Source organism: Pseudomonas solani (assembly GCF_026072635.1).
Taxonomy (GTDB): domain Bacteria; phylum Pseudomonadota; class Gammaproteobacteria; order Pseudomonadales; family Pseudomonadaceae; genus Metapseudomonas; species Metapseudomonas solani.
This window is the reverse complement of sequence record NZ_AP023081.1, coordinates 2,049,895-2,075,590: the sequence shown is the minus strand read 5'-3', so window position 1 is coordinate 2,075,590 and position 25,696 is coordinate 2,049,895. Positions and strand designations below refer to the sequence as shown.

Genomic DNA, 25,696 nt, shown 5'->3' with positions numbered 1-25,696 from the left:
CCGCGTGGTGATCAACGGCAGCGGCTTCTCCAGCACCGTCAAAGGTTACGTCAACCAATACCCGGTGGCCCTGCAATGGGTCAGCGCCGAGCGCCTGGAAATCGCCCCGAACGCCCTCGACATGCTGCCCCTCGGCCCGGGCCAGTGGCACCTGCGCCTGGACGACGGCGGCCTGCGCGAGGACTACCTGGGCGCCCTGGTGATCGGCGCCGAGCAGGCGCTGAACCAGGTCAAATACCGCGTCAGCCCGGATTCCGCGAGTAAGACCGGCGGCACCCTGGTCAGCATCGACGCCTCCGCCGACGTGCTGCTGCCGGGCACCCGCGTGGTCCTGCGTGCCCGCCACGGCGCCACCGAGATCTACACCGGCCGCAGCCCCATCGTCGAAGAGCCCGGCCGCGCCGCCATCGACCTGCAGGACAACGTCGAGACCCAGCGCGCCTTCAAATTCATCCTCCCGGGCGTCATCGACCCGGATATCTACGACGTCTTCCTGCGCATCCCCAGTGGCGCCAACACCCGCGAAATCAAGGTGGGCTCGCTGTCCTACACCCTGCCGCAGGGCCTGGGCATCGTGCTGCCGAACTACCCGCCGATGCAGATCGGTGCTGCCCAGGTGGTGGGCGACACCCTGTTCGTCGGCGTCAAGGCGGGCTCCGCGCCCACCAGTTCCAACCGCTTCCTGATGCCGGCCGGCCTGGAGATCTATGACATCGGGCTGTGGGAACGGCCGATCCGCCTGTCCCAGCTGCGCCTCGACCAACCGGTGCTGGGCCTGGAGACCCTGGGCAGCCTGGTGTACCTGGCCAACGACCGCGACGGCGTGCGCGTGGTGGACATCAACGACCTCGGCCGCCCGCTGCTGGTCTCCAGCCTGACCCTGCCCAACCACCGCGCCCTCGACCTGGCCGTGGACAGCGAGCGCGGCGCCCTGGCCGTGGCCGCCGCCAACGACCTGGGCACCGGCTATGTGCGCTTCCTGCCCCTGGGCCGCAACGAACTGGGCGCCCAGGCGCCGCTGCCGAGCATTCCCTTCGACGGCAGCCTGCGCGCCGACCTGCTGGGTGCGCCGGTGGACCTGCAATGGCTCAACGGCCAGCTGTACGTGCTGTTCCTGCGCGACAAGCAGCTGCACCTCGCCACCTTCAAGGACTTCGGCGACAAGCTCGACTACCGCGTCCAGGCCATCGAGCGCGGCACCGTCACCGGCGACTCCATCGGCGCCACCCTCAGCCGTCCTACCCTGCAGGTCCAGCAGGGCCTGATCAGCGTCGGCACCGGCGACACCTACCTGCTGCTGGAAGCCAACGCCCAGGGCCAGTACGAAACCATCTACTGGCAGAACCAGAAGACCGGTGGCGAACTGCTCGGCGTCGGCGGGCAGGTCATGCAGGGCAACGGCAAGGGCGTGCAGATCAACACCTCGCCCTACCTCGCCGTCGCCTCCGCCACCCCGGGCAACGGTGCCGTGCTGGGCAGCGGCGAATCGGTACTGATCGCCTTCAACAACCTGATCAACACCGACCCGGCGCACCTGGGCCAGGTCATCCGCGTGCTGGGCGAGGGCGGCCAGCCGCTGCCGGCCGGCGCCTTCGAGATGACCGGCACCAACACCCTGCGTGGCGGCCAGGTGCAGATCGCCTTCAAGGGCGACTACCAGGGCGCGCTGCGCATCGAAGTGAGCACCGCGCTCACCGACCTGGCCGGCCACGCCCTGCGTCAGGCCTTCGTGCTGCAACTGGAGCGCCTCACCGGCATCCGTCCGCAGATCACCCAGGTCCAGCGTGAAGTCGCCGGTGTCGCCGGCCTGCATTACTTCCACGCCGCCGGTGGCGAAGTCGCCGTGATCAAGGGCAGCGGTTTCGGCATCGCCGCCGACCAGCTCGCCGTGTGGCTGGGCGAAACCCGCCTGCAGCCCCAGCAAGTGCTGGAAGTCACTGACACCCAACTGCGCGTCGACGTACCGGACCTGCAACTGGCCGGCATCAGCGCCAGCCTGGCGGTCAAGGTCGAGCGCATCGACCAGCGCCTCTCCTACCTGCGCCAGGGCGCCATGACCGTGCTGCCGCAGATCGAGATCGACGACCTGCAACCGCAGACCGGCCCGCCCCAGGGCGGCAACCTGGTCACCCTGCACGGCCGTGGCTTCAACCACTACATGCAGGTGCGCTTCGCCGGCGCCCTGGCCGGCGACCTGAAGATCCTCAGCAGCAACCGCGCCGAAGTCCGTGCCCCCGCCGGCAGCTTCGGCAAGGCCAAGGTCAGCGCCATCAGCCAGCTGTTCCCGGGTGAGCAGAGCGACTCGCCGGTGGACTACTTCTACACCGGCATCCCCACCGGCTCGGTCAACCTGCCGGCCGAAATGGCCAGCCCGGTTTCCGCCATCGCCCGCCTCGACGGCGCCGAGAGCCAGTTGCTCTACGCCGTCACCGGCGGCAGCTTCGACAAGCTCGACAGCCAGGGCCGCGTCGCCACCCTGACCAGCAACGCCGCGCGCCTGCTGGTGGCCGACATCAGCGACCCGGTGCACCCGGTGATCGTCACCCGCGAATTCGCCGGCCAGACCAAGTCCTACCACTACGAAGCCGCCAACGGCCTGTCGCCCCGTGGCTTCGTCGACCTGACCATCAACGATCGCCAGCTGTTCGCCGCCGGCGGCCGCAAGCTGCTGCAATTCGACCTGACCCTGCCGGCCGCGCCGGAGAAGCTCGCCGAACTGGAAATGGCCGGCGAGATCAACGCCCTGGCCAGCCGCGACGACCTGCTCTACGTCGGCTACAAGGACGGCGTGCGCCAGTACCGCATCGGCCAGGACCTCAAGCTCACCGACCTCGGCCTGATCAGCGTGCAGCAACTGGGCGGCGTGCCCGGTCGTCTGCGCCTGGCCGGCTCCAGCCTCTGGGCCACCCTGCCGCAGCAGCGCCAGCTGGTGGAAGTGGAACTGGCCAGCGGCGAATTCCGCGTGGTGCGCCGCGTCGCCACCCGCGACCAGGCCGGCAACCCCTTCGTCCCCGAAGACCTGCTGGTCGCGCCCGAGCGCCTGCTGGTCTCCAGTGGCAAGAACGCCACCGTGCAGCTGTTCAACCTGGACCGCAGCGACGACGCCACCCCGGTGGCCGACCTCAAGCTCACCTACCTGGTCAGCCGTGGCGACCTGTTCGCCGGCCAACTGCAACTGGCCGGGCAGACCCTCTACGTGGCCGGCGGCCAGGGCGACGTGCAGCTGTTCGACATCTCGCCGTGGCTCAACGGCGACGCCCGCGCCAGCATCGGCCTGCGTGACTACTTCAGCGTGCTCGGCAACGTCAACAGCCTGTCCCTGGGCAGCCAGGCCCTGTATGCCGGCAGCGCCTTCGTCTACCTGGACGGCGTGCCCGCCGAGAACCCGCTGCCCAGCCTGGACTCCGCCAACTACCTGGGCGGCAGCCTCAACACCCTGGCCTACCAGAACCTCGCCATCCTGTCCCAGCAGCCGCTGCCCTCCGGCCGCCTGCCACGCGACGGCGCCATCGAAGTGCAATTCAACCGCCTGCTGGACAACGCCCAGCTCCGCGACCAGGGCACCCAGCTGGTGCAATTGCTGCTCAGCGGCACCCCGGTTCCGGCCCAGGTGGCCCAGGTCGGCGTCGGCCGCCTGGTGATCCGCCCGGCGGCGCTGCAGGCCGGCAAGCAATACCAGGTCCAGCTGGGCGCCGCCCTGCGTGACCAGCAAGGCCGCACCCTGGGCCACGACTACCGCTTCGGCTTCATCGCCGACGACCAGCAACAACCGGCGCTCGACAGCGTCTCGCCGCGCCAGGCCAGCTGGCGTGGCGGTGCCGAAGTCACCCTGCGCGGTCGCAACTTCGCCGAAGCCCTGGACATCGAAGTGGGTGGCCAGCGCGTGCCGGCGGCGGACGTGCTCTACCGCGACGACAACCAGCTGCGCTTCCGCGTCCCGGGCCTGGTGGCCTCGCCGGACCGCAACCTGCCGGTGGGCCTGCGCCTGAAGCAGGGCGGCCAGGAAGTCTTCCTGGGCGCCGCGCTGACCTATGTCGCCGACCCGCGCATCGACCAGACCGGCCTCTACGACCGCCTGACCGGCACCCTCAACGTCCAGGCCAAGCGCTTCATCTACAACGCCGGCGAGATCGTCGGCCTGCAAGGCCGTGGTTTCGGCGAGTCCACCGTGGTCCGGGTCAACGGTCGCCAGATCGCCAGCACCCGCCTCGAGCGCGCCGACCTCATCAGCTTCGCCGTGCCGGAGAACAGCCTCGGCCAACTGCTGGTGGAAGTGAGCAACCAGGGCTTCGCCGGTGACCTTTCCAGCGACGCCAGCCTGCGCATCGAACTGCCGGCCCGCCGCCAGCTGCAAAGCGTCCAGCAGTTCCGCCGCCAGGGGGACCTGCTGCTCACCGGCAGCAGCCGCGACGTCCAGCTCTACAGCCTGCGCGATGGCAGCACCCCGCAACTGCTGGCCAAGTGGCAGGCCGCCGCCAACGTGGTGGACCTGGCCCTGGGCGACCGCTACGCCGCCGTGCTGGGCGACAAGACCCGCCTGCAGGTCTACGACCTGGCCAACCTCTATTCGCCCCAGGCGCTGCCGGCCCTGGCCAACAGCCGCCAGGTCCAGTACGACAAGGTGCGCATTGCCGGTGACCTGCTGCTGGTCAAGGCCGGCAACCGGGTATTCCATGGCCAGGTCCAGGGTCCGGAGCTCAAGGAGCTGACCCTCGGCAGTGGCACGCTGGTGGACCTGGCGCTGGATGGCCGCGCCCTCTACCTGCTCTACGGCGACCGCCTGGAAGTGCGCAACGTCCGTGACCCGGCCCAGTTACTGGCCACCCAGGTGCACGGCCTGGCCGGCGCCAAGTCCCTGTGGCTCGACGACTCGCGTCTCTACCTGCAAGGCACCTCCGGGCTGCAGGTGCTGCAACGCGCCGCCCTGCTGCGTGGCCGTGGCGAGCCGGTGCTGGGCGAGCTGGAAATCCCCGCACGCATCACCAAGCTCGCCAGCCAGGGCGAACTGCTGGCCTGGCTGGACAACGGCCGCCTGCAGGTCCTCGACCTCGACCTGGACGACCAGCGCCGCCTGGTGGCCCGTGAAGTGGCGGCTATCACCGTCGCCAACGACACCGTGGGCTCCCTGGGGCAGCTGGAGCTGCACGGCGACCTGCTGGAATGGAGCAACGGCGGCAACTACTTCAACGCCAGCGTGCCGATGAACAACGCCTGGGGCCTGGCCCCGGAAAGCCTGGCCGCCGCCGACGAGCCGCTGGGCCTGCGTCTGGCCGGTGCCGAATACGCCTGGCGCGAGGCGCGCCTGGCGCTGTCCTCGGCCAGCGGCGACAGCATCGCCAGCGAATCCCAGCTGCTGGGCCGCGAACTGCGCGCCCTGGTGCAGCAGCCGAGCTTCCAGCCGGCCGGCCTCTACCGCCTGCAACTGAGCCAGGCGCCGCTGGACTGGCTGCAAGGCGCCGAGGTGCACATCGACCTGCCGTGGCTGGTGGATGCCGTGGACTTCTTCGGCGCCGCCCAGGTCCGCCTGGACAGCCTGCAACCCAACCGCAGCATCAGCGGCGTGCCGCGCGACTACGTGCTGCAGGGTCGCCAGCTGCAACTGATCGACGAACTCCAGGTCGGTGACCGCGTACTCGGCCGCAGCCAGCTGCGCGCCAACGCCGCCGGCGACCAGCTGAGCTTCCGCCTGCAGATGGACCAGGCCGGCCTCTACAGCCTGCAGGCCCGCTACGGCGACGAACGCGCCACCCTGCCCACCGCCCTGGCCGTGGTCACCCCGCTGGCCATCGACGCGGTGCAGTCCGCCCATGCCGCCGGCCAGGTGGTCAGCGACGCCGGTGGCACCCAGGTGCACATCGCCGCCCAGGGCCTGTCCGAAGGCCTCAGCCTGCATTGGTACCCGGCCGGCCAGGGCATCCAGCCCACCGCCAGCAACCGCGTGGCCTTCACCCTGGCCGACGACGGCCTGAACTTCGTCACCCCGGCCAGCCAGCCGGGCTGGCAGTACCAGGTTTCGGTCCTCCGCGAATCCAGTGGCGAGCGCGTCGACAGCGCCCCGGCCCAATGGCTCACCGCCGTGGACGACAGCGCCCCGAGCGTGCGCCTGATCGCCGCCCTCGGCGCGTCCCAGCCGCTGGTGCTGGAAGCCGATGAACCGCTGCAGGTGCAGGGCGTCAGCGTCACCAAGGTGTTCAAGGACTACGAGACCCACGCCCAGCCGAGTGAAGACGTCAGCGCCCGCTTCCAGCCGCTCATCACCCAGGGCAACCGCCTGGAGCTGCGCCTGCGCGCCGACGCCCAGCTGGAGGCCAACGCCCTCTACCAGGTCGTCCTGACCGGTATCCGCGACGCTGCCGGCAACCCCGCCCGCGACAACACGCTGATCAAGGCCGGCGCCTACAACGGCGTGTTCCAGGCCGAAGACCGCCTGGCCCCGCGCTACGACTCCCTGCAGATCAAGCTGCAGGACGGCCGCGCGCTGAGCCCGGCGGTACGCCTGAAAACCGGCAGCCGCTACGGCTTCCTGGTCAGCGCCCAGGACAACCTGCTGGCCGCCGACAAGATCGCCTTCGCCTATCGCCTGTCCGCCGATGGCGGCCAGACCTGGAAGACCGACTGGGTACCGGTGCAGAAGGGCGAGTTCAGCCTCGACCTCAACGGCGAGTACCAGGGCTTCAGCCTGCTGCTGCGCGCCAGTGACGGCCGCAACAGCATCGACCGCCGCTTCGACGCCGAGATCAGCGCCCCGGACCTGACCCTGGCTTCCTTCAGCACCGCGCCCACGCCGGTGGAAGAGAGCACCCCGGCCGAGCTGCGCTTCGCCATCAGCGGCGACCTGGACCTGGTACGCAGCACCGAAGTGCGCCTGCTGGACGGCCGCTACCAGGCCGCCAGCTTCGACCGCGCCAGCGGCCTGGCCAGCCTGAGCCTGCCGCACCCGCGTCTGCGTGACCTGCCGGGCGCGCCGACCACGGCCACCCCGATCACTGCCGAACTGCGCGTGGGCTTCGGCCTGGCCGGCCAGGAAAGCTACCGCTACTTCCCGGTGGGCTACGACCTGCAGCCGGATCGCACCCCGCCGCAGCTGTCCATCATCGCCCCGCTGGACGGCGAGTTCGTGCCCCGTGGCGAGATCACCGAGATCATCCTGCGCAGCTACGACCGCTACGGCATCGACCGTGTCGAAGCCTGCGTCGACAGCCACAGCGCCGATCCCTTCGCCGACGCCCAGGCCTGCCAGCGCCTGGCCGACCCGAGCCGCCTGCGCCTGCCGATCGCTGCCGAAGCGACCCAGCCGATCCGCGTGGTGGCCCGCGCCATCGACCTCAACGGCCTGGCCAGTGCGCCGGCCAGTGTCACCCTGCAGCCCTACGACAGCCGTGCCGGTGCGCCGGAGCTGAGCTTCCTGGTTCCGGCCGATGGTCTCGATGTCCAGGCCGGCGAAACCATCCCGGTGCGGGTGCGCATGCGCAAACTGGAACAGGCCACCCTGAACCTGGATATCGCCGGCAACCCGCAACATGCCGGCAACCCGGCAGCCCGTACCCTGACCCGCGCCGCCGACGGCGACGAGGTGGTGGAACTGGCCGTGCCCATGCCCCAGGTCGCCGCCGATGGCGTGCTGGTGCTGCGCCTCGAAGCCACCTGGCAGGGCCAGACCCTGCGCAGCCAGCGCATCCTCAACCTGCACGCCGACAACGGCATCGACCAGGACGTGGGCCTGCTGTTGCAACCGGCCAGCACCCTGCTGGCAGGCACCCAGTTGTGGATCGACGCACCGCCGCCGGCCGGCATGAACGACTTCAGCCGCGACTCGACCCTCGACCTGTTCGACCCGGCCGATGCCGGCAGCGCCGCCGCGCGCCTGGCCTTCAGCGACCAGCGCCAGGTCTGGAACAGCCTCACCCAGGGTGCCGGCCTGCGCCTGGCCGCCACCCTGCGTGACCGCTCCGGCCACGAGAAGGCACTGGAACGCAGCCTGACCAAGCTGGGCTACCTGCAAGCCGAAAGCCGTCGCGAAGCCATCGAGACCGGCTACCAGGCCAGCCACCTGACCCGCCTGCCGGGCCTGGCGGACGGCGCTGCCTGGGCCGAAAACGCCCAGCGCGACGGCTACCGCATCCGCACCCTCGTTGGCCAGGTGGAAAGCCGTGACAGCGGCCGCATCCGCCAACTGGCCTTCACCGGCACCGGCCTGGTGGCCCAGGTCCGCCGCGACGGCCAGGACTACCTGCGCTTCTGGCGCTGGCAGGGCGACGCCTGGCTGGCGGCCGTGGAACAACCCATCGCCGGCACCCTGCTGGGTGGCAGTGGCGACCTGCTGTTCGTCCGTCATGGCCAGCAACTGGGCGGCTACGCCGTCGACGGCGGCGCCATGGCCGAACTGGTGGGCCTGAGCCTCGCCGACGAAATCCGCCAGGTGCAGCTGGATGGCCAGCGCCTGCTGGTGCTGACCGACAAGGGCCTGGAATGGCTGCAGCTGGATGACAGCCGCCTGCCGCAACTGGTGCGCCGTGCCAGCCTGGCCCTGCCGGGCCGCCTGGGCTTCGCCCTCGATGGCGAGCGCCTGGTGACCTGGACCGCGACTGAAGCCACCCGCTTCAAACCGCTGCTGGATGCCGATGGCTGGCGCCTGGGCGATGCCACCGTGCTGGCCGTGGACGGCCAGGTGCAACGCGCCCGCTTCGACGGCGAGCTGGCCTGGCTGCGGGTCAGCAACGACCTGCACGGCGACAGCTGGCAGGCCTGGCGTGACGGCGAGCGCCTGGGCGCCCTGGCGGGCGAACGCCAGGACCTGGCCTTCACCGCTGGCCGCCTGGTGTCCCTGCAACTGCGCGACGGCGTGCAGCAACTGGTGGTCGAACCCCTGAAAGTGGCTGCCGCACCGGCCGTCACCCTGGCCGCCAAGGCCGTGCGCCTGCCCTTCGGCGTGCTGGTGGGCGGCCTGCCTGCCGCGGCTGAAACCGCCCTCGGCCAGGCCGATCTCAGCCTGCGCGATGGCGCCGACAAGCCCCTGGCCGCCCAGGCCTTCTGGTACCAGGGCGAACTGGACACCTACCTCGGCGAGGCCTTCCCCCAAGGCCGCGCCTGGCTGCTGGCCAACCCGCCGGCCACCCTGCGCCTGGTGCTGCAGGACCACGCCGGTGAGCAGAGCCTGGACCTGGCCGTACCCGCCGCCACCGTGGCCGCCGCCGACCTCGTGCCCGACCAGGGCGCGGTGCTCGTCGCCGGTGCCCGCCTGCCCCTGGCCGCCGCCTTCAACGCCGGCAGCGAAGGCGCGGGCGCCAGCCTGACCCGTGAAGGCCAGGCGCAACCCGCCGTCAACGGCCTGCGCCAGCGCTTCAGCTGGATCGGCCTGCCGGCCAGCGGCGAAGCCCGCTACGGCTGGCAGGACGCCGCCGGTGCCCGCGATATCGGCCTGTTCACCAAGGCCAACCAATCCACCAGCGCCATCACCCTGAGCGGCGCCGGCAACAACCAGGTGTTCGCCGAAGGCTCCAGCCTGTCCCTGGCCTACCAGGTGGGCGACGTCCCGGCCTGGGTGGAGCTCGAACTGCTGAGCTTCAACGGCCAGTCCGTGCAGCGCATCCTCGACGCCGGCCAGCAGGGCCGCTTCAGCCTGCGCCTGCCCCAGGTGGCCGTGCAGGAAAGCTATGTACTGCGCGCCCGTGCCTATTTCCCGGGCGACTTCCACTACAGCGAACAGCAACTGAACCTGCGCGTCGCGCCGGCCCAGCAACTGCCCCAGCCGCAACTCGCCGGCCTGCCGAGCCTGCTGTATGCCGGCAGCCGCGTGGACCTGAGCCTCAACGGCGTGGACGCCGCGCGCTTCCGCATGAGCCTGGAAGCCCTGGACCAGAACGACCGCCTGCTGGCCAGCGGCGCCGGCAGCCTCGGCCTGCGCCTGCCAGCGGGCATCCGCGAACTGCGGGTGCGCGCCCTGATCGACGACGAACTGGGCAACCGCCAGGAGCAGCGCTGGAGCGCGCCGGTGGTGGACGCCTGGAACCTGCAAAGCGAAAGCGCGCGCCTGCCCTTCGACCTGATGCTGCCCCAGGTGGGCGGCTACTGGCTGGCACGTGGCGCCGAACTGCATGACGCCCAGGGCCTGCGCCAGCGCCTCGACGGCCCCATCGCCGCCATGGACAACCTGCAGCGCTACCTGCTGCTGAGCATCAAGGGCTTCGGCCTGACCCTGCTGGACCCGCAGGACGGCCTGCGCAGCGCCGGCAGCCTGGCCGTGGCCGCGCCCCTCAACCACCTGGCGGTGCAGGGCGAGCGCGTCCTCGGCGCCAGCGGTCGCGACCTCTATTGGTTCGACGCCCTGGGCAGCCAGCTCAAGGCCAGCGGCACCCAGACCCTGGGCGCCGAGGTCCGCCAACTGCTGGCCCGCAACGACGGCTTCCTGGTGCTCACCGCCGGCCAGGTCCTGCGCCTGTCCAGCAGCGGCCAGGTCATCGCCAGCTTCAGCGGCGAGAACCTGCTGGCCATGGCCCGCAGCGGCGACCAGTTGCAGGTGTCGGACGCCGCCGGCCGCCTGTGGCGCCTGGATGCCGCCCTGAAAGGCACCTCCGTGCAGCTGGGTGCTGCCGCCAAGCGCCTGTTCGCCCTGCCGGGCCAACTGCTGGCGCTGGCCGACGGCCGCCTGCAACTGATCGACCTGGCCACCCGACAGAGCATCGCCGACTGGAGCCTGGGCAATGCGCCCGTGGCCGCGGCCCAATGGACCGGCGGCCGCCTCTGGCTGGGCGGCAGCGAAGGCCTGGTGCTGCGTCCGCAGGCCGGTAGCGCCGGCTTCCCTCTGTTGCACGACAGCCGCAGCCTGGCCACCCCGACCCGTGGCAGCGTGGAAGACCTGGGCCTGCGTGATGGCCAGGTGCTGGTCGCCGCCGACAACTTCGGTGCCCAGCTGCTGCGTCAGGACGACGCCGGCAGCTGGCAGTCCACCCTCTACCCGAGCCAGGCCTTCACCCAGGCCGCCAGCCAGGTGGCCAGCGCCGGTGACCTGTGGTTCCTCGCCCAGGATCAGCAACAGCAAGTGGTGGCGCTGTCGCGCTCCACCCTGGCGGCCCAGACCGTCTTCGCCCAGACCCCGGTGAACGACCTGGCCATCGCCCGTGGCCAACTGCTGGTGGCCAGCGGCGGCAGCCTGCAGATCGCCCCCCTGGACAACCTGACCAACCCGGCCAGCCGCCGCAGCCTGCTGGTCAACGCCCAGGAAAGCCTGCGCCAGCTGTCGGCCCATGGCAGCCGTGTCGTCGCCCTCAGCGAGAGCGGCCGCGTATTCCTGGTGGACCTGCGCAGCGACGCCCGCCAGCCGGTCAGCGAACTGAGCGCCCAGCTGGGTGGCGAAGTCCGTCAACTGGCCTTCACCGGCGACGCGCTGTTCTACATCTCCGCCGAGCGTGCCTGGCGTTACGACCTGCGCAGCGGCCAGCGCAGCGAACTGCTGGCCGGCGCCAGCGCCAGCCAGCTGTACCTGGGTGGCAACCTGCTGTGGATCGAACAACCCCAGGCCCAGGGCGTGCGCCTGCTGGCCCTGGACCCTGCCAGCGGCCAGGCCATGGCCAACGGCGAGTTGCTGCTCGCCCAGCGCATCAGTGCCCTGGCCGTGGAAAACAACCGCCTGGCCGTCGGCCTCGGCAGCCAGGGCGTGCTGGTCTACGAGCTGCCCTATGGCCTGGGCGCCAGCACCACCTCGCTGCTCGAGCCCCTGGCCGGCAGCCACCTGCAGGCGGCCCAGGCATTGGCCCTCGGCCTGGCCGAGGACGGCCTGCGCGGCGTCGAATTCAGCATCAACGGCCAACCGGCCGGCACCCTCGGCCAGGGCCTTGGCGCGACCCAGCTGCGCCTGCCCGCCAGCCTGCCGGGTGGCCAGTCCATGGAACTGGGCCTGCGCCTGGAAGACGCCTATGGCGTGATCCGCCAGGGCACTGCCCGCGACCTGTTCCTGGAGCCGGGCGACGGCGTGGCCAACCCCTTCAGCATCGCCCTGGTGGCCGACGAACATTCCTGGCTGCCCCTGCCGCTGACCGTCAGCGCCCAGGTGAGCGGTAGCCAGCAGCCCCTGGCCCAGGTGGAATTCCTGGTCGCCGCCGGCAGCAACGGACCCTGGCAGCGCGTCGCCCTGCGCAGCGCCCAGCCGTACCAGGCCAGCCTGGCCCTGGACAGCAGCTTCAGCGGCCAGTACCTCAAGGCCCGCGCGGTGGACGTGTTCGGCAACAGCGCCGAATCGGCGGCCAAGCGCTTCTACCGTCACCAGGACACCAAAGCCCCCACCGTGAGCCTCGGCTACCAGGGCAGCGCGGTGTTCAAGGACAACAACCGTGCCGTGCGCGGCTATCCCTTCACCGTCACCGCACAGATGGCGGACGAGGAGGGCGCCCTCGACAAGGCCACGCTGATGCGCAACGGCCAGGTGGTGGCGGTGGCCTTCGGCCAGAACCAGCTGAGCTACCAGGACGCCGCCACCAGCCTTGGCGAGCAGGTCTACAACGTCGAGGTGCGTGACCGCGCCGGCAACGTCAGCAGCGCCGATCTGCGCGTCACCGTCATCGACGACGCCTTCCCCGAGGTCACCACCCTGAACCTGCCGGCCGAGGTGATCGAACGCGGTCGCTTCGACGTCCAGCTGGCCGCTCGCGACGACGTCGGCCTGAAGGGCGTCGACCTGCTGTGGAACGGCTTCACCGATCACTACGATGTCAGCGGCACCACCCTGAACCGCAGCTTCAGCGTCCAGGACCGCCGCACCGAGCGCGTCGCCAGCAGCGTCAACCAGCCGTTCAAGGTGCGCCTGACCGACAGCCGCGGCCAGGTCAGCGAGTCCCCGGCGCAGAACCTGCGCGTGGTCCGCGACCGCGCGCCGGATGCCACCGCCCTGCAGCTGAGCCTGCCGGCCCGTGGCGTCTACGGTGGCCTGGTCACCCTGCAACTGAACAACCTCAACGCCCTGGACGACACCGGCGGTCTGGGCCTGCGCGTGCTGCAGTTGGTGGGCAGCGAGCGCAAGGAACTGTTCAGTTGCCTGCGCGAGGACAGCGGCAACTTCCGTTGCGGCAATGGCGCCTACTGGAACGGCCACAGCCGTGACCTGCGCATGCCCGAAGCTGTGCTGCCGGGCGATAGCTTCCGCGTGCAGGTGGAATTCACCGACCGCATCGGCCAGCAGACCCTCAGCCGCGAATACGCCGTGGCCCTGACCCAGTCGCCGAACCAGCTGCGCTTCAAGGCCGTGCAGGGCAGCGACAACCCCGACCAGGCGCGGGTGCAGGAACGTCCGATCTACCGCGTGCAGGTGCTCGACGCCGCCGCGCGCCCGGTGCCGGAGCAGCCGGTGCAATGGCGCCTGCGTCGCCTGGTCGACGGCTATGTGGAAAACCTCGGCACCAGCAACAGCGACAGCGGCGGCTACGCCAGCCTGACCTTCAACGCCGACCGCAGCCTGGGCGACTACCTGCTGTGGGCGGACCTGCCGCAATTCACCCAGGTGGCCCGCGCCGAGAAAGCCCTCGGCCTGCTCGCCGGCCCGACCCGCAACCTGCTGCTCAGCTACCTGCCGCCGGTGGCGGCGGGCGAGACCCTGACCCTGGACATCCAGTCCCAGGACCTGGTGCTCAACCCGGTCACCGACGACCAGAGCAGCCTGCTGGTGGTGACCCTGCCGGCCGCCGACTACCACGCCCAGCCCGGCGCCGGCATCCAGATCGGCAGCACCACCCTCAACGGCCAGACCGTGGAGCGGGTGCAGGTGACCGTGAAGGACGGCCGTGCGCGGCTGAACCTGCAGGTTGGCCAGAAAGCCGGCCAGTTCAGCCTGCCGCTGTCGAGCAATGGCAACAGCATCCGCTACACCTACGACGCCCGCGGCAACGTCAACTGCTGCTACAGCAACCTCGACCTCACCGTGCTGCCGGCCGTGGCCAGCCACCTGCGCCTGCTCAACGACCAGGGCCGGGTGCAGGACGACGGCGCGGTGCTCACCCGTGGCATCAAGCAGGACGTGCGCCTGCAACTGATGCTGCAGGACCGCTTCGGCAACCCCATCACCCAGGTCGACGGCAAGCCCGCCAACCTGGCGGTCAACGTCCAGGCCAGCGGCTCCGCCCTGGTGGATGGCAAGGCCGGTGGCACCACCGTGCAACTGAGCGCAGGCCAGGGCTGGATGGCCATCAGCGACGAGACCTTCGAGGAAGTCACCGTCAGCCTGGCCGGGCCGGTGCAGGCCCTGCCGAACCTGGACCTGACCAGCCGCTTCCGCATCAGCTTCACCGTGCAGCCGCCGGAAGTCGTCCGCGCCCTGATCGAGGCCCGCCAGGGCACTGCGCTGCGCGCCTACTTCGACTTCGACGAGCCGGTGCGCCTGGCCAGCGGCGATGCCCTGAAGTTCTTCGAAGGCAACGCGGCCCGTGGCGGCAGCGCCACCCTCAGCAGCGACGGCCGCACCCTGACCTTCGACGCGCAGCCCGCCCTGGCGCTGGGCCGCTGCTACCGCTACGACACCACCGGCTCCGGTCTGCGTGGCGTCGCCCGCGACGACCAGGTCCGCGAGCAGGGCGCCGAGCTGTGCGCGCCCCATGCGCTGTTCAGCGTCGCCGGGCCACTCAAGGTCCTGGCCGGCCAGAGCATCCAGATCCCGCTGACCCTGGCCGACAACATCAGCTGGTACAACGTCGCCAACGGCCGCGCCGAGCTGGCTGGCACCAGCCAGGGCTTCAATTGGTACTACAGTCCGACCCGCACCCTCACCGTTCCGGCTCTCTTCAGTGCGGCCAATGATCCGATCGCCGACGGCGCCCTGCTGCCCCTGACCCTGAGCGGCACCCTGCCGGGCACGCCGGTCAAGCCGGTGGTGCTGGGCAACGCCCTGAAACTGCAGGTCTTCGACCCGGTCGGCGACTTCGACGGTGACGGCCTGAGCAACAAGCTGGAAATGGAAACCCAGGGCCTCGACCCGGCGCTGCGCGACTCCGACGGCAACGGCATCGACGACGGCGCCGAGGACCTCGACGGCGACGGCCTGAGCAACCTGGAAGAAGCCGCCCTGGGCACCAAGCTGCGGGTGGCCGACACCGACGGCGACGGCCTCTCCGACGGCGCCGAAGTGCGCACCCACCACACCGACCCGCTGAAGGTCGACACCGACGAAGACGGCCTGTCCGACGGTGCCGAGGTCAGCAACATCCCGGCGTCCTCGCCGCTGAAGAAAGACACCGACGGCGACGGCATCCCCGACCCGCTCGAACTGCAGATGGGCCTGAACCCCAGCGACCCGGCCGACGGCCAGGCCGACAAGGACAACGACGGCCTGAGCAACGCCCGTGAGGCGCAGCTGGGCACCCTGATCAACAACCCGGACAGCGACGGTGACACCCTGCTGGACGGCGTCGAAGTGGACCAGAAGGGCACCGACCCGCTGAAGGCCGACACCGACGGCGACGGCCTGCGCGACGACGAAGACGCCGAGCCGCTGGTCAAGGACACCCAGGCGCCCCGCGTGGGCCTGGACAATCCGAAGGTCGGCCAGACCCTGATCAAGGGCCTGCGCATGACCCTGGTGCCGACCCTGCAGGACAACGGCCGGGTCACCAAGGTGGCGTTCCGCCTCAACGGTGCCCAGATCGCGCTGGTCAACGCCGCGCCCTTCACCTACAGCCTGAACCTGCCGAGCGACGCCGACAGCCTGCGCCTGGAAATCATCGCCACCGACACCAACAACAACGTCGGCAGCAGTGGCGAGCACAGCTTCGCCCTGGTGCAGGACCCACTGACCACCGTGATCGGCCGCGTGCTCGACAGCAACGGCCAGCCGGTGGTGGGCGCCCAGCTCGACGTCGGCGGCCAGACCGCAGTCAGCGGCGGCGACGGCAGCTTCGTCATCACCCGCGTGCCGGTGGCACCGGGCGTGGTCTCGGTCATCGCCAGCGGCCTGCTGGGCAACCAGGCGGTGACCGCCGTCTCCGCACCCACCGACCCGGTCTGGGGCGGCACCACGGACGTCGGCACCATCACTCTGCAGCAGCCGAAGGTGCGGGTGGGCTACTTCAACGCGCGCTTCAACGCCGGCCAGCCCTCGCAGCGGCTGATCATCGAGCGTGCCGGCTACGAGCCGGTGCAGGTGAGCAACCTGGCCAGCTTCGACCTGTCGCAAGTCGACATGCTGATGGTGGACAGCTCGCGGGACTACTACGGCAACGGCAACTACTCCAGCAACCGCGCCAAGGTCTTCGCCTTCGTCCAGAACGGCGGCACGCTGCTGTTCAGCGAGAACTACAACACCAGCTCCAATGCCGTGCTGGCGGACGTGCCCGGCCAGCCTGCGGAGTCGGTGTGGACGGGCAGCTCGATCCGCCTGACGCCGGTGCTGCGCTGGTCCGATGCCAGTGAAAGCCGCGTCGGTTCCTGGTGGCCCTATCGCAACACCAGCTATTCCGGCCACGCCTACATGCCGATGGACAAGCTGGCGCCCGGTACCGCACCGCTGATGTTCACCGGCACCCGTGCGGAAAAACGCGTGGTCGCCATCCGCTATGCCTATGGCGCCGGCCAGGTCTATTTCGGCTTCACCCCGACCGAGTCGGGCCGCCCGGGCGACAACGACCCGCTGTTCACCATCTACCACCCGGGCATCCTGGTGATGATGCACGAGCTGACCCTCAAGGACAGCGACAACGACGGCCTCAAGGACGTCTACGAATACGCCAATGGCACCAGCGCCTTCATCGCCGACCGCGATGGCGACGGCCTGCTGGACGGCTTCGAGGTCAAGTACGGCTTCAACCCGCTGGTGGCGGGCGAGCAGAACCTGGACAGCGACGGCGACGGCCTGAGCAACCTGCGCGAGCAGGAGCTGGGCACCCACCCGCGTCAGGTCGACAGCGACGAGGACGGGCTGACCGATGGCGCCGAGGTCAACCAGCACAACAGCGACCCGCTGAGCGAGGACGGCGACTACGACCGCGTGCTCGACGCCCAGGAAGTCCAGTACAAGGCCAACCCGCGCAAGGCCGACAGCGACGACGACGGCATCCCGGACTACGAAGAGATCAACAATTACGGCACCCGCCCGGACCTGGCGGACACCGATGGCGATGGCCTCTCCGACTTCATCGAGCTGAAGGGCCCCTACGCCGACATCCTCAACCCGCGCAACGCCCAGGACGCCGGCCAGGACTATGACAATGACGGCCTGAGCAACAAGCAGGAGCTGCTGGAGACCCTCACCAATCCGAAGGTGGCGGACACCGACGGCGATGGCCTGTCCGATGGCGTGGAAGTGGCCCGTGGCCTGAACCCGCTGGACGCGGACATGGACAAGGACGGCCTGCTCGACGGCGAAGACAGCGCGCCCACCGAGAAGGACACCCAGGCGCCGACCGTGAGCCTGGTCTCCCCGGCGGCCGGCGCCAGCCTGGCCCACGGCCAGCAACTGCGCCTGCGTGCCGACGCCAGCGACGACGGCCGCGTGGCCAGCGTGACCTTCTATGTCAACGGCGTGGCCGTGGCCACCTATGACCGCGCGCCCTACCAGCATGTGATCCGCGTGCCGGCCGTTGGCGCGCAGCTGGATATCGAAGCCAGCGCCCGCGACACCAACGGCAACGAAAGCCGCAGCGGCGTGCGCCGCCTGAGCCTGGTGGACGACGCCGGCACCCAGGTCACCGGCCGCGTGCTGGATGGCAACGGCCGCGCCGTGGAAGGCGCCCAGGTGACCCTGGTCGACGGCTACGAAGCCGCCCGCATCAAGCCGGTCTCCTACACCCTGGACCAGGGTACGGACTGCTGGCACTACTGCTACGGCGACGACTACGGTCGCCAACTGATCGACGGCCAACTGGGCGTGGCCGGCTATGCCGCTGACCTGGGCGCAGGCGGTGCCTACGAGTGGCTGGGCTGGAGCGACCGCACCCTGAACGTCGACTTCGACTTCGGCCGTGTGGTCAGCCTGACCAGCCTCAAGGTCGGCTCGACCCAGAACACCCTGTCGGACTACGTGCTGCCGTCCTTCGACGTGCTGCAGAAAGTGGGCAACGACTGGGTGCCGGTCGGCACCCTGAACACCGCCCCGAGCAATGCCAACAACCGCGATCGGATGTCCCTCGACGCCCATGCCCAACTGACTCTGTCCGGGCTGAACATCAACAGCCGCTACGTTCGTGTCAGCTTCCGCGCCAATGGTCCCTGGACCCTGGTGGACGAAGTGGCCTTCAGCAATGGCACCGGCCCGATGCCGTCCTCGGCCACCGTCACCAGCGATAGCCAGGGCCGCTTCACCCTGTCTGCCTCCACCCTGGCGCTGGAACCACGGGTCAAGGCCGAGGCACGCTTCGGCAACCAGCTGGTCTCCGCCACCAGCGAGGTGTTCGAGCTGGCCCGTGGCAGCAGTTCCGATATCGGTGACCTGGTGCTGGCCGCTCACGGCCGTACCGCGTTCGAGCCGATCGAAGAGCGCCATGTGGCTGCCGCCGAGGAAAGCACCTATTTCAATCGTGAGGTGAACAACAGCGTCCGTTGGGACTTCAACACCTATGGCGGTATCAACAACGGCACCTACGCCTCCAACTGGACCTTCAGCGGTGCCCAGTACCTCGTCGTCAATGGCAACAACTACAACAGCAACACCTATCGCACCCGCCTGGATGGCCGCGAGCTGATCTATCCGGCCAAGCAGCTCGGCAATGTCATGGTCAGCCGCAAGGTTTATGTGCCGGCGAACCAGAACTACGCCCGCTTCATCAACGTGCTGGAGAACCCCAGCGACCAGCCGGTGACCGTGCCCTTCTATGTGTACGGCAACTTCTACGCGACCCGCCCCGTGGTACAGACCTCGTCCGGTGACGCCGGCTTCGACCCGGAAGACAGCTACCTGCTGACCGACGACGTGGCCCCAGACAGTGGCCTGTACGCTGCCGGCGTGGTCATCGGAGGCACGGATGCGCCCCTGCGCCCGGTTTCCACCTGGCTCAGCGGCAACCAGTACCGTGCCAACTACCAGGTCACCCTGGCGCCGCGCAGCCGTCAGGTGCTGGTGCAGTACCTGGTGCAGGATGCCAGCCGCGAACGTGCGCGCAGCACCCTGGAGCAACTGGCCAATAGCGATGTCCAGGAACCGAACCTGACCCTTGAAGAGCAGCGCGGCATCGTCAACTGGACCACCCAGGCGGACAGCGATGGCGACGGCCTGGCCGATGCCCTCGAATACCTGCTGGGCCTCGACCCGCTCAAGGCCGACAGCGACGGTGACGGCCTGCGTGACGGCTTCGAGCAGCGCTATGGTTTCGCGGCCAAGCTCGCCAACGGCGAAGCGGTCGAAGACACCGACGGCGACGGCCTGAACAACCTGCAGGAGCAGGATGCCGGCAGCCACCCGCGCGTGGCCGATACCGATGGCGACGGGCTCACCGACGGTGCCGAGGTGCTGGTGCATCATTCCAGCCCGCTGACCCGCGACACCGACCTGGATCGCGTCCTCGATGCCGATGAAGTCGCGCGTGGCACCCGTCCGGACCTGGCCGACACCGATGGCGATGGCCTCAGCGACTACGCCGAGCTCTTCAACCACGGTACCGATCCGCTCAAGGCGGACAGCGACGACGACGGCCTGCCCGACAAGTACGAGGTGGACAACAACCTGCTCAACGTCGGCGCCCAGGACGACACCGACGGCGACGGCCTGAGCAACCTGGCCGAATTCCAGGCCGGCACCTCGCCGCGCAACGTCGACACCGATGGCGACGAGCTGCTGGACGGCTGGGAAGTGCTGGGCACGCCGCCGAGCGACCCGCTCAAGGCCGACGGCGACAACGGTGGCCGCCGCGACATCAACGAACGCTTCGTCGATGGCACCGATCCCAAGGTGGCCGCCGACGACCGCGCGAACATCAATGGCTATCGCACCGCCAAGGACGAGAACAACCGCGACTGGAACTTCTATTACAGTGGCGATCTGCGCTCCACCACCGGCGGCGCGGTGGACCCGAACTACTGGGCCAACCAGCTGTTCGTCAACGGCAACCAGTACGGCTACTCCTACAACCATGCCACCAGCAGCGCCAACGGCCGCGAGTACCACTACGAAGGGCGCCGCCTGGGCAACCTAGTGGTCAGCCGCCGCGTGCTGGTGCCCAGCGTGGGTGGTGCCTATGCCCGCTACCTGGAGATCCTCGACAACCCGAGCGGTACCGAGCAGGTGGTCACCCTGCGCCTGCAGTCCTACTACGGTGCCAACGACGCCCAGACCGCCATCGTCACCAGCAGTGGCGACGACCAGCTGACCATCGCCGACGACTACCTGGCGCTGCGCGACTCCGCCACGCCGACCCGTCCGGTGCTGCTGCAGGTGCTGGGCGGCAACGCCAACCGTCGCCAGGGCACCAGCCTGGTCAGCCGCAACGGCCGTCAATGGCTGGCGGAGTACCAGGTGCGCATCCCGGCGGGCGAACGCCGCGTGGTCATGCACTTCTCCACCCTGGAAGGCTCGGCCGATGCCGCCATGCAGACCGGCGCTCGCCTGCGCAGCCTCAAGGGCCTGGGCCTGGACAACCTCGACCCGACCCTGGCCGGCAAGGTGGTGAACTTCTTCGCCTTCTACGACCAGGACGAAGACGGTCTGAGCGACGCCGACGAAGCGCGCCTGGGCACCGACCCGGCCAACCCGGACAGCGACCACGACGGCATCCCGGACGGCAAGGACAGCGAGCCGCTGGTGCCTGACGCCACCGCGCCCAACGTCACCTTCCAGCCCCTGGAGCCGGCCCGTCGCTACGGCGGCCAGCCGCTGGACGTGACCGCGCTGATCAGCGACAACGGCCTGGTGGCCAAGGTCGAGCTGCTGCAGGACGGCCTGCTGCGCGAAACCCGCACCAGCGGCGGCACCCAGACCTTCACCGTGATCCTGCCGAACCAGGACAGCACCCTGCTGCAGGTCCGTGCCACCGACAGCAACGGCAACGTGCGCACTGCGGACCTGACCGTGGCCGTCGCCACCGTGCCCGAGCTGCAGGTTTCCGGTCGCGTGCAGGACGTGCTGGGCAAAGGCATCGCCGGCGCCCTGGTACGGGTGAAAGGCATCGAGACCACCACCGACGCCCAGGGCCATTACCAGCTCCAGGTGCTGACCACCGACACGGCGCTGAAGGTCCAGGCCACCGCGCTGTTCGGCAAGCAACCCATGTTTGCCCAGGTGCTGGCACAGGTGCCGGTGGACTCGGAAGACGTTCGCGTCGAACCGCTGGTGCTCAAGGCCCTGCCTCGCCAGGTCCGTGACCCCATCACCGACGCGGAGCTGAGCTACGAGGGCAACGTCGGGTTCGCCTACAACCTCAACAACGGCTACCGCTGGGATATCCAGGGCAACGGGACGATCAACGACGGCACCAGCGACGCCTATGACGGCGGCCAGTACCTGACGGTGAACGAGCAGGGCTTCCCCTCCATCAGCACGGGCCTGCTGCGCCTGGCCGGCCGCGAAGTGACGCTGCCTGCGCAGGCCATGGGCAACGGCGTACTCAAGGTCAGCCGCAGCATCTACGTACCGGAGAGCGGCAGCTACGCGCGCTTCATCGAGCGCATCGAGAACACCGGCGACCAGGAACTGACCATCCCGGTGCGGATCAACGGCAACCTCGGCTCCGATGGCTCCACCTACACCATCGCTACGTCCAGCGGCGACCAGGCCTTCACCACGGCCGACAACTGGCTGCTGACCGACGACGGCAGCAATGGCGGTGGCGACCCGGCCGTGGGCCTGCTGTTCAGCAGCGCCAGTGCCAAGGTGCGCCCGACCTTCGTGATGCGCAGTGGCGACGATTACTCGGTGACGTACAACCTGACGCTCAAGCCCCATAGCCGCCAGGTGCTGATGCACTACGCCGTGCAGAACTACAGCCGTACCGAAGCCGAGCGTGTGCTGCGTGAACTGGCGTCGGCCACCTTCGAAGACGTCGGCGTGACCCAGGAAGAGGTCCAGGACCTGGTCAACCTCAGCGACCTGGTGGACTCCGACAACGACGGCCTGCCGGACGCCGACGAGATTCCGCTGGGCCTCGACCCGGAAAACCCGGACGTCGATGGCGACGGCATCCCCGATGGCCGCGACCCCGAGCCGAGCGTGCCCGACACCCAGGCGCCCAGCGTGAGCATCGCCCACAGCGAAGGCCCGTTCTACCCGGGCGACCCGATCACCCTGACCTTCGACGTGCAGGACGCCGGCATCGTCGGCGAGGTCGAACTGCTCATGGACGGCGAGCAGCAGGCCGTGTTCAACGGCGTCGGCCAGCACCAGCAGCAGCTGACCCTGCCGGGCGAGGGCACCGTGCGCTTCGAGGTCCGCGCCACCGACAGCAACCACAACGTTGGTCGCCAGACCCTGGAGCTTGACGTGGTGGCAGTGCCGCCGAGCAGCATCGCCGGTCGCGTGGTCAACGAACTGGGCGTGCCCCTGGCGGATGTCCAGGTCAGCCTCAGTCGCAACCAGGATCAGGGCGGCGAAGTCCCGGCGTTCATGGCGCGCCTGCTGGGCGACTCCAGCACCGTGACCACGGGTGCCGATGGTCGCTTCCTCTTCGAGGACCTGAACCGCCGCGAGAATGCGCAGTGGCTGATCAAGCTCGACAAGGACGTGCTGGGTTACCCGGTGCACGCCGAACAGGCCGTGCAGCTGAACATCGACGGGTCCTACGACGCCGGTGATGTGATGCTGGGTGGCGAGGACAACTATGTCGAGCCCCTGAGCGGCGACCTCGGCCAGCGTTACGACGACCCCAACACCCAGCTCGACCTGCAGTTGCCCGCTGACTTCGCCTTCGCCGACAAGGCGCTGACGATCCGTGTGCATGACCAGCAGGTGGAGATCGGCGGCAGCAACGGCATCCAGGACATTCCGCTGCAGCGCCTGGTGGAGAACGACCAGGGCAGCCAGGCCTTCCACCTGGCCACGCTGCCGGACCGCCTGGTCCTCACCTGGACCGACTGGGGTCGCGAGGGCGTGAGCAGCGACGAACTGGTAGACGTGCAGACCGTGATCCACCGTGACGGCCGCATCGAAAACCGTTACTACAAGCTGCCGCTCAACGGCTGGCATTGCGGCCTGCAGACCCGTACCCGCTTCGCCCATGGCGAGTGGTACGGCGCCGTGGATTCGCAGAACCTGCCGAGTGTGAATGGCCGTCTGGTCTACCCGGACTACGCCATCCAGCAGAGCGGCTACTGCAACTTCGACCTGCATGGCTACACCGTCACCTACGTGCCCACGGCCGAAGGCAACTACCGGATGGACGTCGACCGCCTGCCGGGCCACGCGGACACCGACGGCGATGGCCTCTCGGACATCCGCGAGACCCTGCTCGGCACTCGCCTGGACGTGATCGACAGCGACAGCGACGGCTTGGACGATTACTTCGAGCTGAACTACGGCCCGGCGCCGCTGGAAGCCAACCCGGAAGCGGCCGGCGAAGACTGGGACGATGATGGCCTGAGCAACCTGGAAGAGCAGGAGCACGGTACCAACCCCTACAGCTCCGACACCGACGGTGAGGGCCTGTCGGATGCCGACGAGGTGCGCCTGCACCACACCGACCCGACCCGCCAGGATACCGACGGTGACTGGCTGAACGACCGCGAAGAAGTGGAGAACAACGCCGACCCGCTGAAGGCGGACACCGACGGCGATGGACTCAACGACTACCAGGAAGTGCGCCAGTACGGCACCCGCCCGGACAAGCGCGACAGCGACGATGACGGCATGGAGGACCCCTTCGAGGTCGAGTACGGCATGGACGGCACCAGCCCGGATGGCGACGAGGACGGCGACGGCCTGAGCAATATCGAGGAATTCCGCCAGGGCACTCACCCGCGCCTGCTGGACGGCGACGGTGACGGCCTGCCCGACAAGCTGGAGCTGGAGCTGGGCCTGTCGCCGAACAAATTCGACAGCGATGGCGGCGGCCGTGGCGACGGTGACGAGCTGTTCGCGGACGGCACCGACCCCGAGAACCGTGCCGACGACCGCCTCCCGCTGGGCCAAGGCGATTCCCCCTCCATGCAGATGGAGGCCGGCCTGAGCCTGTTCGTCGAGCAGAATGGCCGCGTGCGCATCCAGCGTACTGATGGGTCCGGCAACCTCGGCGTGGAATATGCCCTGGAGCTCGAAGGCCTCGGCAACTCGCAGGCAGGGGTGGCGGCGCGTGTGCAGGCCGCACCGCTGCAGCCCCAGCTCTATAGCCGCATGGGCGACGAGCCGATCTGGCGCTCGCCGCTGAAGGCGGTGGACGCAGGCCTGCTGGTCAGCCGCGAGTACTACGCGCCGGCTACCGGCCGCAGCTTCCTGCGGGTGCTGGACCGCTACTACAACGTCAGCGGCCAGGCCCGGACCATCGCTCCGATCCTCAGTTCTCGCCCGCACTACTGGGGGCCGGGCAACCTGCAGCAGACTTCCAGCGGCGACGACCAGCTCACCGCCGATGACAGCTGGCTGAGCCTGCGCAAGCGGACTTATGGAGAGCAGGGCAACATGCCGGGCCCGATTTCCACCGTGCATGTCTTCGCGGACCCGGCAGGGCGCGCCTCGCTCAACAGCGACGAGCTGTACAGCGATGCCTACTACAGCTGGCGCATCGGTTATCGCTTCGAGATACCTGCCAACGAGCACCGCGTGGTGATGTCGTTCCTGGCCGTTGAAAACGCCGAAGCCGGCGCCCAGGACATGGCCAGTGTGCTTCAGGGATTGAGCGAGAACGCGCTCAAGGGCATCTCTGCCGCCGATCGTGAGCGTCTCGTCAACTTCACACCGTGCCGCGACGACGACCTGGACCTGCTGTGCAACGCCGCCGAAGCCCAGCACGGCTCCAGCGACAGCAACCCGGACAGCGATGGCGACGGTTTCAACGATGCCCTGGAAGTGCAGGTGGGCAGCGACCCGAGCGACCCCGCGTCCCTGCCGGAATTCGAGGTCTTCGGGCTGGAAGATGCCGACGGCATGGAAACCAGCCGCGTGCTGAAACAGTCCGGCTTCACCGGGCCGATGACGACGGCCGGTGATCTCAATGGCTGGTATGTCAGCCTGGACGTGGATAACAACGGCGACCTCTGGACGGCGACCTCAGGCTCTTCGGAAGGCTTCGGCTACGAGGCGTATGAGCTGCCTTCCCTGGGGCGGCTCGACGACAGCGCCTGGGCCAGTCCCAGCGGGCAGCTGCTGGACGATGCCCGGGGCAACCTGGCCTATATGCTCATGTCCGAGAACATCGATGACCAGGATTTCCTCACGCTGAGCCAGCTCCGTCGCACCTCCTGGGGCCAGAACGAGGTGCAGGTCCTCTCCCAGCACGAGGCGGACCTCCGTTGCGGCGCCGGCCTAGCTCAATGGCAGGGCGAGCCCCTGTTGCTGAACGGCTGCTCACTGAGCCGCCTGAGTGCGAACAATGGTTGGGTGACCCTGGCCGAGCTTACCTTCGGCGATGGCTTCGGCAGCGCCCCGAAAGTGCTCTCCATGGACGACATGCCCCAGGCCGGTGGCGCCATGCTGCTGGTGGAGGATGAAGTGGACGGTAATGTGCGTCGCAGCCTCGGCTTCGTCGACCTGAAGACCGGGCAGGTGAAACGCCTGGGCGAGGTACCGATCGGCGTGAAGGCGATCTCGGTGAAGTTCCGAGGCTTCCAGAACCAGCCGAAATGGCCAATTGATATCGTTCCTAGCTGA

1 protein-coding gene (cut by a window edge) is annotated in these 25,696 nt (G+C 69.1%); it reads left to right on the top strand.

Translation table 11 applies throughout. The annotated features are described in order from the left end of the window. On the top strand, positions 1 to 25,696 hold the 3' portion of the coding sequence (locus PSm6_RS09355) for an Ig-like domain-containing protein (RefSeq protein ID WP_265170106.1). 17,195 nt of this gene lie to the left of the window's left edge; 25,696 of the gene's 42,891 nt are visible here — the last part of the coding sequence; its start codon lies beyond the left edge, outside the window; the stop codon is at positions 25,694 to 25,696.